At 46.9% G+C, this 14,603-nt stretch carries 16 protein-coding genes; 6 read left to right on the plus strand and 10 right to left on the minus strand.

Going from position 1 to position 14,603, the window contains the following annotated elements:
• Positions 1-20: 20 nt before the first annotated feature.
• The 8 genes from C504_RS0104840 to rpiA all read right to left on the minus strand — a co-directional run bounded on the left by C504_RS0104840 (position 21) and on the right by rpiA (position 6,628).
• The gene (locus C504_RS0104840; protein ID WP_018688179.1) at positions 21-818 is read right to left on the minus strand and encodes a DODA-type extradiol aromatic ring-opening family dioxygenase; all 798 of its coding nucleotides are present in this window, start codon (positions 816-818) and stop codon (positions 21-23) included.
• 76 nt (positions 819-894) lie between these two features.
• Complete coding sequence (locus tag C504_RS0104845; RefSeq protein WP_018688180.1) at positions 895-1,251, minus strand: diacylglycerol kinase; 357 nt, start codon at positions 1,249-1,251, stop codon at positions 895-897.
• 4 nt (positions 1,252-1,255) lie between these two features.
• On the minus strand, positions 1,256-1,648 hold the full coding sequence (locus C504_RS0104850; RefSeq protein WP_018688181.1) for a GFA family protein: 393 nt from the start codon (positions 1,646-1,648) through the stop codon (positions 1,256-1,258).
• Positions 1,649-1,719: 71 nt separating this feature from the next.
• Positions 1,720-3,099 carry a class II 3-deoxy-7-phosphoheptulonate synthase gene (locus tag C504_RS0104855; RefSeq protein WP_018688182.1) on the minus strand — a complete coding sequence of 460 codons (1,380 nt, stop codon included), beginning with the start codon at positions 3,097-3,099 and terminating at the stop codon, positions 1,720-1,722.
• A 123-nt stretch (positions 3,100-3,222) separates the two neighbouring features.
• Positions 3,223-3,840, minus strand: coding sequence for a gamma-glutamylcyclotransferase family protein (locus tag C504_RS17225; protein WP_018688183.1), 618 nt, complete (start codon positions 3,838-3,840; stop codon positions 3,223-3,225).
• Positions 3,840-5,231 carry a glutathione-disulfide reductase gene (gor, locus tag C504_RS0104865; RefSeq protein WP_018688184.1) on the minus strand — a complete coding sequence of 464 codons (1,392 nt, stop codon included), beginning with the start codon at positions 5,229-5,231 and terminating at the stop codon, positions 3,840-3,842. The genes C504_RS17225 and gor overlap by 1 nt, the downstream gene beginning before the upstream one ends.
• Before the next feature lie 106 nt (positions 5,232-5,337).
• The gene (locus C504_RS0104870) at positions 5,338-5,883 is read right to left on the minus strand and encodes a DUF2059 domain-containing protein (RefSeq protein WP_018688185.1); all 546 of its coding nucleotides are present in this window, start codon (positions 5,881-5,883) and stop codon (positions 5,338-5,340) included.
• Positions 5,884-5,926: 43 nt separating this feature from the next.
• On the minus strand, positions 5,927-6,628 hold the full coding sequence (gene rpiA, locus C504_RS0104875; RefSeq protein WP_041951494.1) for a ribose-5-phosphate isomerase RpiA: 702 nt from the start codon (positions 6,626-6,628) through the stop codon (positions 5,927-5,929).
• Between the two features lie 168 nt (positions 6,629-6,796).
• On the opposite strand from rpiA, the gene C504_RS0104880 reads away from it, so the two are divergent.
• The 3 genes from C504_RS0104880 to C504_RS0104890 all read left to right on the plus strand — a co-directional run bounded on the left by C504_RS0104880 (position 6,797) and on the right by C504_RS0104890 (position 10,417).
• Positions 6,797-7,477, plus strand: a complete 681-nt coding sequence (locus tag C504_RS0104880) for an HAD family hydrolase (protein ID WP_018688187.1) — start codon at positions 6,797-6,799, stop codon at positions 7,475-7,477.
• Between the two features lie 115 nt (positions 7,478-7,592).
• Complete coding sequence (locus C504_RS0104885) at positions 7,593-8,630, plus strand: fatty acid desaturase (RefSeq protein WP_018688188.1); 1,038 nt, start codon at positions 7,593-7,595, stop codon at positions 8,628-8,630.
• Positions 8,631-8,815: 185 nt separating this feature from the next.
• Complete coding sequence (locus C504_RS0104890; protein WP_018688189.1) at positions 8,816-10,417, plus strand: fumarate hydratase; 1,602 nt, start codon at positions 8,816-8,818, stop codon at positions 10,415-10,417.
• 24 nt (positions 10,418-10,441) lie between these two features.
• Here C504_RS0104890 and C504_RS0104895 read toward each other — a convergent pair whose 3' ends face one another.
• A complete protein-coding gene (locus tag C504_RS0104895) occupies positions 10,442-11,059 on the minus strand; it encodes a pyridoxamine 5'-phosphate oxidase family protein (RefSeq protein WP_018688190.1) in 618 nt (205 codons plus the stop codon).
• Positions 11,056-11,409, minus strand: coding sequence for a gamma-butyrobetaine hydroxylase family protein (locus C504_RS0104900; RefSeq protein WP_026317229.1), 354 nt, complete (start codon positions 11,407-11,409; stop codon positions 11,056-11,058). The genes C504_RS0104895 and C504_RS0104900 overlap by 4 nt, the downstream gene beginning before the upstream one ends.
• Positions 11,410-11,511: 102 nt before the next feature.
• Here C504_RS0104900 and moaA point away from each other — a divergent pair, with 102 nt between their 5' ends.
• The 3 genes from moaA (at position 11,512) to C504_RS0104915 (ending at position 14,522) form a co-directional block, all read left to right on the plus strand.
• Positions 11,512-12,537: a GTP 3',8-cyclase MoaA gene (gene moaA, locus C504_RS0104905; RefSeq protein ID WP_018688192.1), complete on the plus strand. Its 1,026-nt coding sequence runs from the start codon at positions 11,512-11,514 to the stop codon at positions 12,535-12,537.
• A 152-nt stretch (positions 12,538-12,689) separates the two neighbouring features.
• Complete coding sequence (locus C504_RS0104910) at positions 12,690-13,613, plus strand: DMT family transporter (RefSeq protein WP_018688193.1); 924 nt, start codon at positions 12,690-12,692, stop codon at positions 13,611-13,613.
• Positions 13,614-14,522 (plus strand): DMT family transporter, encoded by a 909-nt coding sequence (locus C504_RS0104915; RefSeq protein WP_018688194.1) that lies wholly within the window; start codon positions 13,614-13,616, stop codon positions 14,520-14,522.
• Positions 14,523-14,603 lie beyond the last annotated feature (81 nt).

The raw sequence follows: 14,603 nt of genomic DNA on the forward strand, positions 1-14,603 counted from the left end.
CGTGCAATCGGGTCCAGAGCCTAATTAAACGCAAATGCGTTCATCGCCAGCGCCCCAAACTCATGACTTTCATGCAACATCACGGCTTTGCCCGAACGACCAGCGCCCAGAGCAACAAAAAGTGGCGCAATATGTTCTTCAGTCGGGTGATTCTCTTCGGCATAAGGTGCTTGATTGCGGTAATCCAAAAGCGCTTCAATATCGCCGCTCTCCAATCGTTCGGTCATCCAATTCTCAAACTCTGTCACCCATGCAGGCGCAATGGCATTCCGATCTGCCAGACCATTTGCTCCAAAAACCGCACGAAGATTGTGGGTAAATGAGCCAGAACCAATGATTGCAATATTATCTGAAAGCGCTGCGCGCAGTGCTTTACCCAATTCGAAATGCCATCTTGCATCGCGATTTGGCGCAACAGATATTTGAACAATAGGCACATCTGCAGCTTCGTTGAGGAGCATCATTGGCACCCAAGTGCCGTGATCAAAACCACGATTATCTATTGCATGCGCATCATAGCCAGTTTCTATCAATGCTTGCGCCATATCTGACGCCAAACTTGGAAAGCCGGGCGCAGCATAAACCATGGCGTTGAGCCGTCGGTCAAAACCACCAAAATCATAAATCATTTCCGGCTCAGCATCGCCTGACAACAAAACTTGATCAGCCTCAAAATGAGCACTGGCCACCACATAGGCTTTAGGTTTTGCTGCATTGGCGCCGAACTCTTTTAAGAAACGAGCAGCGGCGGTATCAGCCAAAACAAGGTCCGGCGCACCGTGCGAAATAAATAGAGCATCGGGATATTCATTAGACATCACACTTTTCTCCTTAGTCAGGAGATAATGTGCGGCGAGGATCGTTCACACAAGCCGTGGTTTTCACGACACATTGTCAACTAAATCGCAATAGCCACTCTATGGCAGCAAAGCCCCACACCGTTGCGGCCATCAAAACAGAGAGCAAAACGGCAAGCGAACCGCAGTCCTTCGCAATCTTGATATTAGCATCAAAATCAGTGCTCAAGGCATCGCAAACCGCTTCAACCGCAGTATTCAGCACTTCAACAATAATGATAAAGACCAACATAAGAATCAGTAAAACATACTGCTGAAAACTAGCTGCAATGATGTAAGCAGCAGGAACAGCAGCGACAAGAATGATGCATTCTTGTTTGAACGCTGTCTCATGGTGAAGCAAATGCACCAAACCAGCCCAAGAATTTTTCAACGCAGATACAAGTCGCAACATTAAACTAGATCAAATCCGATTGCGCAAAAACAGGCAGGCCATCGCAGATTTCATAATAATCACCTTTATCAGCAACATAGATATGACGATCTGCAACCAAGCCCGTTGGCTTTTCAAGGCTACCAGCCATTATTGACGTTTTATCGCTGCCATTACTCTTCCAAAAAAGCGCCGATCCGCAATGTGAACAAAATCCGCGTTTAGCGGTTTCTGACGCTGCATACCATGTCAGGCTCTCACCGCCATGAATCTCAATATCTTTGTCTGCCGCACTGGTCGCCGCAACGAAGTGACCTGTTTGCTTGCGGCATTGTTCGCAATGGCAATAAATCACTTTGCGCAGCTCGCCTGAAACGTCAAATGAAACAGCGCCGCAATGGCATGAACCTTTAGCCATAAAAACCTCCAACAAATAAGGCCGCAGAATAACAGCTGCGGCCTTATAAATTCGTTTAATATGCGACTGTATCAGCCGTTAACAGCCACTTTCGATGTGCCGCTATCACGATCTTTTTTCAAAAGCTCAGCAACGAGGAATGACAATTCCAAAGCCTGATCAGCGTTCAGACGCGGATCACAATGCGTGTGGTAACGATCTTGCAAATCAGCTTCCGTGATTGCTTTAGCGCCGCCCATACATTCGGTAACATTTTTGCCAGTCATTTCGACATGCATGCCACCAGCATAAGTACCTTCTGCACGGTGAACATCAAAGAAAGACTGAACTTCACCAAGCACACGGTCGAATGGACGCGTTTTATAACCGCCTGCAGAAATTGTGTTTCCATGCATCGGGTCACATGACCAAACTACTTTCTTGCCTTCTTTTTCAACAGCTCTAATAAGCTGTGGCAAATGCTGCTCAACCTTATCATGTCCAAAACGGGCAATCAGTGTTAAACGGCCAGCCTCGTTTTCAGGGTTCAAACGATCGATCAAGTTCAAAAGATCATCTGTTTCAAGCGATGGACCGCATTTCAAACCGATTGGGTTTTTAACACCGCGGCAGAATTCAACATGCGCATGATCAAGCTGGCGCGTACGGTCGCCAATCCAAATCATATGACCAGACGTGGTGTAGAAATCCCCAGATGTCGAATCGGTACGTGTCATCGCTTGCTCGTAACCAAGCAAAAGAGCTTCATGGCTCGTGAAGAATTCTGTTTCACGAAGCTTAGAATGATTTTCCGCTGTGATGCCAATTGACGACATGAATTGCATCGTCTCAGAAATGCGATCAGCGAGTTCTGAATAACGTGCGCCTTGCGGGCTACCAGCAACAAAGTCCATCGTCCACTGATGCACATTTTCTAGATTTGCGTAACCGCCCTGTGCAAAAGCGCGAAGCAAGTTCAATGTAGCTGCAGACTGGCGGTATGCCATAATCTGACGTTCTGGATCAGGAATACGCGAAGCTTCATCAAAATCGATGCCGTTAATGATATCGCCGCGGTAAGACGGTAATTCCACATCATTTTTCTTTTCAATGTCCGATGAACGTGGCTTGGCAAACTGACCTGCAATTCGGCCAATTTTTACAACAGGCTTAGAACCGCCAAAAGTCAGCACTGCCGCCATTTGAAGGAAAACACGGAAGAAATCGCGAATATTATCTGCTTCATGTTCAGCAAATGATTCAGCGCAGTCACCGCCCTGAAGGAGAAATCCGTTGCCTTCGCAAACATCCGCAAGGTGGCTTTTCAGCGAGCGTGCCTCGCCTGCAAAAACAAGTGGTGGAAACGATGAAAGGCGCTTTTCAACGACTTCAAGTTTCGCATGGTCCGGATAGTTAGGCACCTGCAAAATGGGTTTGCTGCGCCAGCTGTCGGGTGTCCAATTGTCTGCCATAATCTTATAACCTAATAATGCGCCGCCCAATGCGGCATTAACTTGCGACCCTATAAAACATAACCAATGGTTATGTCACCCCGCAATTCGACTTAGAAAGACCTGTATCTTTAACGATAGTTCTTAAACTGTGCTCATGAATGAGGTCACTTGATCAAACAAATACTGCTCACTCTCTGACAAAGAAACATAGCGCGGATAACGCGGCGATGCGCGGTCTGCAAAAAGTTTGGTATCAAACCGCGCCGTGCGTTCCACGAAATTACGGACGCCTTCTTCACCATATTGATGCAAATACCCTTGCATTACGGCATCAAGATAACTCTGCAAAATATAATGCGGCGCGTCGACTTTTTGCGGCAATCTACCTGAATAAACATAAAGCGGTATCTCAGGCAGAGCCTTATCATCATATAGCTTCAAATCCTCAGGCGTCACGCTAAGGCGGTCATAGCCATACTCTCGCTCATCGAGCAAAGGTAAATTCTCGCTAAAATCAAAGACCAGCAAACCGTCCAACAAATCATCACGCGATGACGGCGCTGAACTAAGCAGAGCAACTGGCTCTGTGCCAACATCCGGCCTTTCCTGCCAACTACGCTTAAAACCACGCAACTGCGCGCGTTCATAATGCAGAACATTGGTACGGTGTGTTGCCGGATTTACGAGCGAGCCATACCCAAAATAAGCAATCAGATCACCGCCGCGTGCCCGTTCAACAAGTGCTTCCCACTCCATCATTAGCCTACACGTTCACCATCTTTAATACGGTAAGTTGGCTCATACATTGTCACAAATTCCTCTGCTGCAGATGGATGCAAGGCCATCGTCGCGTCAAAATCATCTTTGGTACAACGCGCTTTTAATGAAATGCCGAGCAATTGAGCCATTTCGCCTGCATCCGGACCAATCACATGAGCGCCAACAACGATGCGTGTTGAAGCATCAACAATGAGCTTCATCATCATTTTTTCATCACGGCCCGGCAAAATGTTTTTCATCGGTCGGAATGTGGTTTTGTACACTTCAAGTGCGCTGTATTTTTTAACCGCCTGCTCTTCGCTCAAACCAACAGTTCCAATCTCTGGCTGTGAGAACACTGCCGTTGGAATTGTATCATAGTCTGGTTTTGTTGGGTTATTCAAAAACGCAGTCTGGAGCAAAGACATGGATTCGTGAATAGCAACCGGTGTCAATTGAACGCGGTCAATCACATCGCCCACGGCCCAAATATGTGGCACATTTGTACGGCAATAATCATCAACGATGATCGCGCCTTTCTGATTGATTTCTACGCCTGCATTTTCCAATCCAAGACCTTTGGTATTAGGGTGACGCCCTAACCCAAGCATAATCTGGTCCACAGTCAGCACATCACCGCCAGACAAGGTTGCATCAAGCTTCCCGTCACTGCGTTTTTCGACCTTCGTAAAGACCTCATGCAAAATCACCTTTATGCCTTTGTCGATCATCGTTTGCTGCAAATGATCGCGCAAATCATCATCAAAACCGCCAAGAATCTTGACGCCGCGATAAATCAACGTGGTTTCGACACCCAAGCCATGGAAAATATTAGCAAACTCGACGGCAATATAGCCCCCGCCTGCGATGATAATTGACTTAGGCAATTCTTCCAGATGCAACGCCTCATTGGAAGTGATGCAATGCTCATGTCCATCCAAATCATTATGAGTGTTCGCGCTGCCACCAGTTGCCACCAATATTTGTGCAGCTGTGACGGTCTTGCCGCTGGCTTCAAGATAAACCTCATGCGGTCCTTTAAGAACCGCGCGGCTGTCAAAAATCTCAACATCATTGCCTTCAAGACCTTTACGGTAAAGTCCTTCTAGCCGTGCAATCTCTTCGTCTTTTTTAGCCATGAGCACCTTCCAATCGAAAGACGTCTCACCAACGCTAAAGCCATAACCAGCAGCATCTTCGAAATATTCTGGATAATGTGAGGCATAAACAAAAAGTTTTTTGGGAACACAGCCGCGAATGACGCAAGTACCGCCCATGCGGTACTCTTCGGCCAAACCAACCTTTTTCCCTAGCGCACTCACCCGGTTTGCGGCACGCACTCCACCAGAACCGCCACCAATTACAAAGAAGTCGAAATCAAAATCAGACATAATATTATCCAAATAAAAAAGCTGCCTGCAACATATCGCGTTACAAGCAGCTTTTCACAAGGTCTAAGCGGACCGATTAACGATCACTCTTAGTTTATTACACGCATTATTCAGTCTTAGTCTCGGCTGCATCATCGGTTTTATCGTCAACCGAGCGCGGCGCGACTTCTTTAAGTTTCTCGTTCACATTTTCTAGCAAGTCACGCTCGATACCGCGCTGCCAAACGGCAGCAGCTTGTTGAACCTCACGGGCCAATATAGCGCCATTATTCAACAAAGCCTTGCCTGCATCAGATGAATAAAACGCAGCAATAGCATTCAAATCTGCTTCAGAAATTGACTTGGCATAAACAAGCGCAGCTTCTTTTTCCAAGTCAGCACGCCGCGAAACCAACGCCAAGGTCTCTGTGTCAACAATTTCATTAATTTGCGTTTCCAAATCAGGATTATTCCCAATCATTTGACTTGTAATACGCAAAGCTACATTCGGTAGAATCTCATCAAAACGCGCAGTTGCTTCAATAGCCGTTATCGCTTTACGCGCAGCCTCCAAGTGGCTTTCAGTAACTTCTTGAGCCATGGATGCTGTCATCGTTGCGCCTGTCACGGCAATAGCGAGTACGCCACCTTTAATCCATTTGGTTATCTTCATTCTACCCAACTCCTATAACTCTGTTCCATCTGCATTGTTATGTTCACAATGCAGTCGTTTTAATCTCAATACCGTTTTCCTGAGCAACCACAGCAACATCAGCCAGGCCAATAAACAGCCCATGTTCAACAACACCTGGTATCGCATGCAACGCATTTGATAACGCCTCTGGGTCGCAAATGTGGCCGAATGATGCATCAAGGATCAAATGGCCACCATCGGTTTTAAATTCATCACCATCGCGGGTTTCGCGAATTTTAATCGTGCCAACAAGGTTCAATCTACTAGCGGCATCTTCCACAGCCTGTTTGGTCGCTGCCAATCCAAAAATATTGACTTCAATCGGCAGAGGAAAAGCACCCAGTTTTTCCACAACCTTGCTGCCATCCGCAATCACGATCATTTTCTTAGATGCAAAAGCAACGATTTTTTCGCGCAGCAATGCACCGCCCCCGCCTTTTATAAGCGATAGATTCGCGTCCAGCTCGTCGGCACCATCAATTGTCAGATCAAGCTGCGGCGTTTCATCTAAAGAGGACAGCGGCACACCAAGCTCTGTGCAAAGCTTGGCCGTGCGTTCAGACGTTGGAACACCAATGATTTCAAGGCCATCATTGACCCGCTCAGCCAGAAGTTTCACAAACTCCTCTGCGGTTGAGCCAGTGCCAATACCAAGGCGCATACCACTTTCAACATATTCAAGCGCAGCACGCGCAGCTTCAATTTTCATGGATTGTTGGGACATATATTTCAGCACTCATTCATATAATAGGTCAAATTGTCCGATAACATGTGCAATTCACCCCGCCAACCGCCAAAACACCTTATAAAGACATCAAATAGCTTTTCAATTTTACAAACATTACATTAGTCAAAGAGCTAAAGCTTCAAAAGAGTTACATTAGGACCAACTATGAACAAGCCCTCGCCGCTGATTGTGTTCGATCTCGACGGAACACTTATCGACACGGCTCCTGACCTTCTTGCCACGCTTAACGAAATAATCGCGGCTGAAGGATTGGATGCCGTAGATACGGATGAAATGCGTGCACATGTGGGCTTTGGAAGCCGTGTCATGCTGGCGCGCACGTATCAAATGGCAGGAAAACATATAAATCCTGAAAAACTCGATAATCTGGTTGCAGACTTCATTGCAAAATACGCACAAAACATGCCTGGCAACTCCAAACCTTTCGACGGTCTCTTGGATGCAATGATGGACCTTAAAGAAGCTGGCTTTCAATTCGCAGTTTGTACCAACAAGACAGAAATGCTCGCAAAAAAGCTTCTAAAAGCCTTAAACATGGACCATTGGTTTGAAGCCATTACAGGCCAAGATACATTTTCCGTGCGAAAACCGCACCCAGATCATCTTCTAAAAACAATCGAAATGGCAGGCGCAGCCCCCAAACAGTCAATTATGGTCGGAGACACACCAACGGATTTTTCAACAGCCAAAGCGGCGTTGATTCCCGTCATTGCGGTTGATTTTGGCTACTGCGACACGCCCGTTGAAGATTATCAGCCTGAAAAGATAATTTCACACTTTAACGAAATGAACTCGGAAATGGTTTTATCGTTGATAAACAAGTAAATAAGCCATCTTTTTTCATGGTTTTAACTCTGGATAAAACGCAACTGTGACCATTCGTCTATTGCACTTATTGTTTCAGCCGTTCATCAAGTGCAAAATTAATTGGGCTTAAGATATGAATAAACGACCGAGTGCAGAGACGTTTGACGTCGACAATGGCGAAAAACCAGCTGCTGACTGGATGCGAACACTCGCAAAATATAGAGACCCGCATCACGGTCGCTCAACACTTGAAATAGCATGGACATTGGTGCCGTTTATCGGTTTGTGGCTTGCGGCGTGGTTTGCGTTCTCGATTAGCCCCATAATTTCAGTTTTGATTTGCGTGCCTGCCGCTTTTTTCCTCGTGCGCCTTTTTGCTATCCAACATGATTGCGGCCACGGAGCATTTTTCAGGCACAAGAAATTAAACGACTGGGTTGGCCGTGCCCTTGGCGTTCTAACGCTCACGCCATACGATGTTTGGCGCCAAAGCCATATTTTGCATCACGCTTCCTCAGGTAATTTGGACAATCGCGGCATTGGCGACATTAAAACGCTGACTGTAAAAGAGTTTTCTGAGCGCGGATTTTGGGGACGTTTACAGTACCGTGCCTATCGCAATCCATTGGTTCTGTTTGTTATTGGACCTGTCTATATTTTCATGCTCGACAACCGTTTGCCGTTCCAGTTCTTTACCGCTGGTGCAAAATACTGGGTAAGCGCCATGGGAACGAATGTCGCTATTGCCGTTATTGCTGCGGTCCTCATTTATGCGATGGGCCTTGCTGAATTTTTCACTATCTTCTTTGCAACAACGGCAATGGCGGCCGCCATTGGTGTTTGGCTTTTCTATATTCAACACCAGTTTGAAGAGACGGTTTGGGAAAGCGGCGATGAATGGCAGCTTCATGAAGCTGCGCTCTATGGCAGTTCACATTATGATTTGCCGCCGGTATTCAGATGGCTAACAGCCAATATTGGCATCCATCATGTGCACCATCTATATAGCCGCATTCCGTTTTACCGCCTGACACAGGTGTTAAATGATAATCCCGCTTTGGCAGATATTCGCCGTTTAACATTTCTAGAAAGCTTGAAATGCATCAACCTGCAATTGTGGGATGAGGACAAACGACGCCTCGTCACTTTTGCAGAAGCAAGATCAGCATAACAAGCAGAAACTGAATAATCAGCGGCCCTTCATGGGCCGCTTTTTTAGGGATTGGGATTAGGTCCATAAAGACAAGCTTTGCTGCCCAAATGCGCAATCTTAGCAGAAAATCCTATATCCGAGCGATTGCGATTTTCGCACAAATCCTTACAAACCAAACAATCGTAATTCTTTAGGAAAAACAGATGAGCAAGCTCTTCCCGCTGGGTAAACGATCCACTCAATGGCGCAAGCTAACAGACAAATTTGTCTCGGTTGACAATTTTCGTGGTACGGAAACCTTGGTAGTCGAAACCGAAGCGCTACGTTTGTTATCAGAACAAGCTTTTTCCGATATCAATCACCTATTGCGCCCCAGCCACCTAAAGCAGCTGGCCTCAATTCTCGAAGACCCAGAAGCCACCGAAAACGATCATTTCGTTGCCTATGACCTTTTGAAAAACGCCAACATTGCCGCTGGCGGCGTATTGCCGATGTGCCAAGATACTGGCACCGCAATCATTATGGGCAAAAAAGGCCGGAACGTTTGGACCGAAGGCGGCGATGAAGATGCGCTCGGCTGCGGTGTGCGTGACGCTTATGAGAAGAAAAACCTGCGCTATTCACAGCTAGCGCCCTTGTCGATGTATGAGGAAAAAAACACAAAGAACAACCTTCCTGCACAGGTCGACCTTTATGAGGAAGGCGTTGATGAGTACGAATTTTTATTCGTAGCCAAGGGCGGCGGGTCAGCCAACAAAACCTTCCTTTATCAAGGCACGCCATCGCTCCTAACGCATGACCGCATGACAGAATTCTTGCGTGAGAAAATTCTAACGCTCGGCACAGCGGCGTGCCCGCCCTATCACCTTGCAATCGTTATTGGCGGCACATCGGCCGAAATGAACCTGAAAACGGTCAAGCTCGCATCGACGCATTATTTAGATGAGTTGCCGACTGAAGGCTCCGAAGAAGCCAATGCCTATCGCGATTTGGAAATGGAAAAAGAAATCCATGAGATGACTCAAAAGATGGGTATTGGCGCACAGTTTGGCGGCAAGTATTTCTGCCATGATGTCCGCGTTATCCGCTTGCCGCGGCATGGCGCTTCATTGCCAATTGGCCTTGGTGTTTCCTGCTCAGCAGATAGACAAGCGCTTGGCAAAATCAACAAAGAAGGCGTATTCATCGAGCAGCTGGAAACCAACCCAGCACAATATATGCCGGATGTAGATGAAGAACATTTGGGCGGTGCTGTGGTCAAAATTGATCTTGCGCAGCCGATGAATCAAATTCTTGAAGAACTGTCCAAACACCCTGTAAAGACTCGCCTTTCTCTAACCGGCACCATCATCGTTGCCCGTGATTTGGCGCATTCAAAAATCCGTGCACGGCTTGAAGCAGGCGAAGATATGCCGGATTATTTCAAAAACCACCCGATCTATTATGCAGGCCCAGCCAAAACGCCAGATGGCATGGCTTCCGGCTCCTTCGGCCCAACAACGGCGGGACGCATGGATTCTTATGTCGATCAGTTCCAAAGTTTTGGCGGCTCAATGGTGATGCTTGCTAAAGGCAATCGATCACGCCAAGTGCGCGAGGCATGCAAAACCCACGGTGGTTTTTATCTAGGATCGATTGGCGGCCCAGCGGCAAGATTGGCGCAGGACTGCATCAAAAAAGTCGAAGTTGTGGAATATCCAGAACTCGGCATGGAAGCGATCTGGAAAATTGAAGTTGAGGATTTCCCTGCCTTTATAGTCATCGATGGCGAAGGAAATGACTTTTTCAAAGAGTTCGGAATGTAATTCTGAACTCTATATCAAAAGCTTTTACCACATCGTTTTTTCTGCGCGGCCAGCCCATTCTTCATCATATGCCTTGCCCTCAAAGGCGCCTTGCGTTTGTGCTTTCAGCACATCACCTGTCGATGGAATGGCCGCCGGATCAACATAGGTCTCCGGATCCCATAACCCTGCCCGCAGGACAGCACGTCCGCACTGCGTGTAAATTTCGCGAAGACTGACGACCACGGCAGAGCGTGGTAATTTTCCATCACGCTCCATTGATTTCAGAAGTTCTTCATCTGTCGTAACAATGGCCGTTCCATTCAAACGAATGGTTGTCAGCGAGCCAGGGATCAAGAATAACATCGCAATTTCGGGATTACGCACAATATTGCGCAAACTATCCATGCGGTTATTGCCGCGCCTATCAGGAATGATAATCGTCTTATCATCATGAATAATAAATGCGCCGCCAAGCTCTCCGCGCGGCGAACAATCAAGCCCCTCTGGCCCTGCCGTTGCAAGGGCAAAAAACGGAGAAGCTTCAATTAAAGCCCTATATTCAGCGGTCAATGAATGTGCCACTTTAACCTGTGATGCTTGGCCCGGAACGCCGTATAATTCTTCAAGCGTAGCGACATCTTTGACTGCTTCAAAACTCATCGGCTTAGCCCTTTTTCTGCCAGTTCATTTAAATATTCTGACCACTTTTCTTGCTTGTTAGCGCCAAGTTCGGCCAGATAAGTCCAAGAAAAAATACCCGTATCGTGCATATCATCAAAGACAATCCGCACAGCATAATTACCAACTGGCTCCATCTTCATAATTTCCACGTCTTTTTTGCCGTGCATCAGCTTGCGCTGTTCGGGCGAATGACCTTGCACCTCTGCCGATGGGGACATCACACGAAGCATCTCTGCAGGAAGATCATATGCGCTTTCATTGTCAAAGCGAACAGAAAGCAGCTTTCTATCGCTTGAAACCCTTAGTTCAGTCGGCCATATTTCGCTCATGGGAAGCATCCGTTAATTATTGTGTCAGTGTCAAAAAAACACCGCAAGTTGAGTTGACCAACAGACCTTTACAGCCAACAGTCACCTGATATGCGTTAGGACATGAAAACAATGACAGCAAGCACAACAGGACCAGAAATGATTGATCCATTCGGCAGAATGGTCGATTATTTGCGCGTTTCAGTGACAGACCGCTGTGATTTTCGCTGCGTCTACTGCATGTCAGAGCATATGACCTTTCTGCCCAAGAAAGAGCTTTTAACGCTTGAAGAGCTTGATCGACTTTGTACAGCCTTCATCAACAAGGGTGTGAAGCGATTGCGTCTTACAGGCGGTGAGCCATTAGTGCGCAAAAATATCATGCATCTCATTGAGCAATTGTCGCGGCACTTAAAATCAGGTGAGCTGGATGAGCTAACACTCACAACCAACGGTTCCCAACTGGCCAAATACGCACAACAATTGGCTGATAATGGCGTCAAACGTGTCAATGTTTCACTGGATACGCTGGATGGTGACAAATTCAAAAAGATCACCCGCTGGGGCGCACTCGACCGCGTGCTGACCGGCATTGAAGCTGCACGCAGCGCTGGCCTCAAAGTCAAGATCAATGCCGTTGCGCTTAAGGGCGTCAATGACATGGAAATCGTTGATATGATGCGCTGGGCACACATGGATAATATGGATTTCACGCTCATTGAAACAATGCCAATGGGTGAAATCGATGAAGATCGAACAGATCAATATTTACCACTCAAACAAGTGCGCAGCGATTTAGAGCAGGAATTCACCCTGAACGATATCGCCTATAAAACCGGCGGCCCCGCCCGCTATGTTGAAGTGGCTGAAACCGGCGGACGCATTGGCTTCATCACGCCCATGACGCATAATTTCTGCGAGAGTTGCAACCGTGTACGCCTCACATGCACAGGCACGCTTTATATGTGCCTTGGCCAAGATGATGCCGCTGATTTGCGCACACCGCTACGCGCATCTGAGGGCAACGAACTTGTCAGCCAAGCAATTGACGAAGCAATTAGTCGCAAACCAAAAGGGCATGATTTCATTATTGACCGGACAACAAAACGGCCATCTGTATCGCGCCATATGAGTGTAACCGGTGGCTAAAGTTGCAACGGCGTATGTCTTGGCAAGTAATCACAAAAGGCCGAATAAAATTGACCCGAGGCGGCTTGAAGCGCGCGATTAGCCAAAGTGCACTATGTGTTTCTTCATCTTGATGATAACGCGATATCATCAATCCAAATAAGACAATCAATATGACCCTATCCACAAATTATAAGGCCGCCGCATTTATGGCGTTGGCGATGTCCGGCTTCATTATTAATGATGTGATCGTCAAAACATTGTCCGATGAAATAAATGCAGGTCAGGTCATGTTTGTGCGTGGCTTAATGATGGTTGCTTTGCTCGCCGCACTAATCATCTATAAGAAACAACGCATTACCGTTAGACAAGCCACAAGTGTGCCTATGCTTTTGCGTGTGGTCTTAGAAGCTGTGGCGACCACATTCTTTTTGATTGGCTTTTCAAATTTGCCTGTCGCAAATGCTTCTGCGATCATGCAATCCTTGCCCTTGGTTGTCACATTGGGCGCATTTCTGTTTTTAAATGAACCAGTAGGTTGGCGCAGGGTCTCAGCAATCTTGATCGGTTTCGCCGGCGTCTTGATCATTATTCGCCCGGGCCTTGATGGTTTTAATATCTACTCACTTGTTATGTTGGTGGTTGTTGTGCTGGCAGCAGGCAGAGACATTGTCACACGCATGCTCGACAAAGACATATCACCTTTTTATGTCTCGTTACTGGCTGCGGCAGCAGTCACACTGCTTGGCGCTGTATTAATTGTCCCATTTGGCGGCTGGCAGCCAATGACAATAAAAACACTGGGCACGCTTATAATAGCAGCAGGTTTTTTATTCGTTGGCTATCATTTTATCGTTCTTGCAATGCGCGATGGAGACATCGCAACTGTCGCCCCTTTCCGATATGCCGCTCTACTTTGGGCAATATTACTGGGCTATCTAATTTTCGAAGACCTGCCTGATTTTTGGACGATTATCGGCAGTATCATTGTTGTTGGCAGCGGCCTTTACGCTATCTTTCGTGAGCATCAACGCAACCGAAGCGTTCAAGCCATCAGCAAATCAGCAACCCAAATCCCCGGCGGTCGAGGAACTTAAATGGCATTGGCCCTCATTCAGAATAATCTTCGCGCAATCATCCTAATGGTTGTGTCTATGGCACTTTTTGCTGTCGAAGATGCCATGATAAAGTTTTCCTCTCTCAAGCTGGATGTAGGTCAAATACTCTTCATTCTTTCACTTGCGGGCTTTATTTCATTTGCAATTATTGCACGCCTGCAGAACGAAACATTATTCACAACTAAACTGCTCAAAACACCCGTTGTGTTGCGTAATTTGGGTGAAGTTATTGCTGCGTTTGCCTTTGTAACAGCACTAACCCGCATGCCGCTTTCCAATGCTTCGGCAATTTTGCAAGCAACCCCACTCATGGTAACCCTTGGCGCTGCAATTTTCTTAAAAGAACCTGTCGGCTGGCGTCGCTGGACGGCTATTCTAATAGGATTCACCGGCGTCATCATTATTATTCGCCCAGGGATGGCTGGTTTTAACGCAGCATCTATTCTCGCCCTTATAGGTGTTGCCGGCATATCACTGCGCGATTTGGCAACACGGCGCGTTGATGTCAACATTTCAACAGCAGTCGTGTCTGCAATAGCTTTTTTGACATTAGCGATACCGTCATATTTTCTGATGGAATTTCAGGGCGGATGGCAACCCATTAATAGCGCAACCTTTTGGTATCTTTTTACCGCTTGCCTCGTCGGTCCTGCGGGCTATTACTGTATCGTTCACTCGGTCAGACTAGGAGAGATGGGGACGATTGCTCCGTTTAGATACACCCGTTTGATTTTCGCAATTTTTATTGGCTATTTCTTCCTACAAGAGCGCCCAGATCTAATGATGATAATTGGATCAATATTGGTTATCGCTTCTGGCATTTATGCGATCTACCGCGAACGCATACGGGCGCTTGAGCTCAAAAAGCTAAACCCTCAACCCCAGTAATGTAAGCGCAATCAATAACGTTCAATCAATACAAGTTCTATAGAGCGACAACACAAAGCGTATCGGGTCATCAAGTTAAGA

This window comes from Ahrensia kielensis DSM 5890 (genome assembly GCF_000374465.1).
GTDB classification, from domain to species: Bacteria; Pseudomonadota; Alphaproteobacteria; order Rhizobiales; family Rhizobiaceae; genus Ahrensia; species Ahrensia kielensis.

Bases quoted from the DNA above. Each gene is read 5' to 3' on its own strand.
- C504_RS0104845 (WP_018688180.1), bottom strand. From the start codon at position 1,251: ATGTTGCGACTTGTATCTGCGTTGAAAAATTCTTGGGCTGGTTTGGTG.
- moaA (WP_018688192.1), top strand. From the start codon at position 11,512: ATGAAAACAATGACAGCAAGCACAACAGGACCAGAAATGATTGATCCA.
- C504_RS0104850 (WP_018688181.1), bottom strand. From the start codon at position 1,648: ATGGCTAAAGGTTCATGCCATTGCGGCGCTGTTTCATTTGACGTTTCA.
- C504_RS17225 (WP_018688183.1), bottom strand. From the start codon at position 3,840: ATGATGGAGTGGGAAGCACTTGTTGAACGGGCACGCGGCGGTGATCTG.
- gor (WP_018688184.1), bottom strand. From the start codon at position 5,231: ATGTCTGATTTTGATTTCGACTTCTTTGTAATTGGTGGCGGTTCTGGT.
- C504_RS0104855 (WP_018688182.1), bottom strand. From the start codon at position 3,099: ATGGCAGACAATTGGACACCCGACAGCTGGCGCAGCAAACCCATTTTG.
- rpiA (WP_041951494.1), bottom strand. From the start codon at position 6,628: ATGTCCCAACAATCCATGAAAATTGAAGCTGCGCGTGCTGCGCTTGAA.
- C504_RS0104900 (WP_026317229.1), bottom strand. From the start codon at position 11,409: ATGAGCGAAATATGGCCGACTGAACTAAGGGTTTCAAGCGATAGAAAG.
- C504_RS0104915 (WP_018688194.1), top strand. From the start codon at position 13,614: ATGGCATTGGCCCTCATTCAGAATAATCTTCGCGCAATCATCCTAATG.
- C504_RS0104890 (WP_018688189.1), top strand. From the start codon at position 8,816: ATGAGCAAGCTCTTCCCGCTGGGTAAACGATCCACTCAATGGCGCAAG.
- C504_RS0104840 (WP_018688179.1), bottom strand. From the start codon at position 818: ATGTCTAATGAATATCCCGATGCTCTATTTATTTCGCACGGTGCGCCG.
- C504_RS0104895 (WP_018688190.1), bottom strand. From the start codon at position 11,059: ATGAGTTTTGAAGCAGTCAAAGATGTCGCTACGCTTGAAGAATTATAC.
- C504_RS0104910 (WP_018688193.1), top strand. From the start codon at position 12,690: ATGACCCTATCCACAAATTATAAGGCCGCCGCATTTATGGCGTTGGCG.
- C504_RS0104885 (WP_018688188.1), top strand. From the start codon at position 7,593: ATGAATAAACGACCGAGTGCAGAGACGTTTGACGTCGACAATGGCGAA.
- C504_RS0104880 (WP_018688187.1), top strand. From the start codon at position 6,797: ATGAACAAGCCCTCGCCGCTGATTGTGTTCGATCTCGACGGAACACTT.
- C504_RS0104870 (WP_018688185.1), bottom strand. From the start codon at position 5,883: ATGAAGATAACCAAATGGATTAAAGGTGGCGTACTCGCTATTGCCGTG.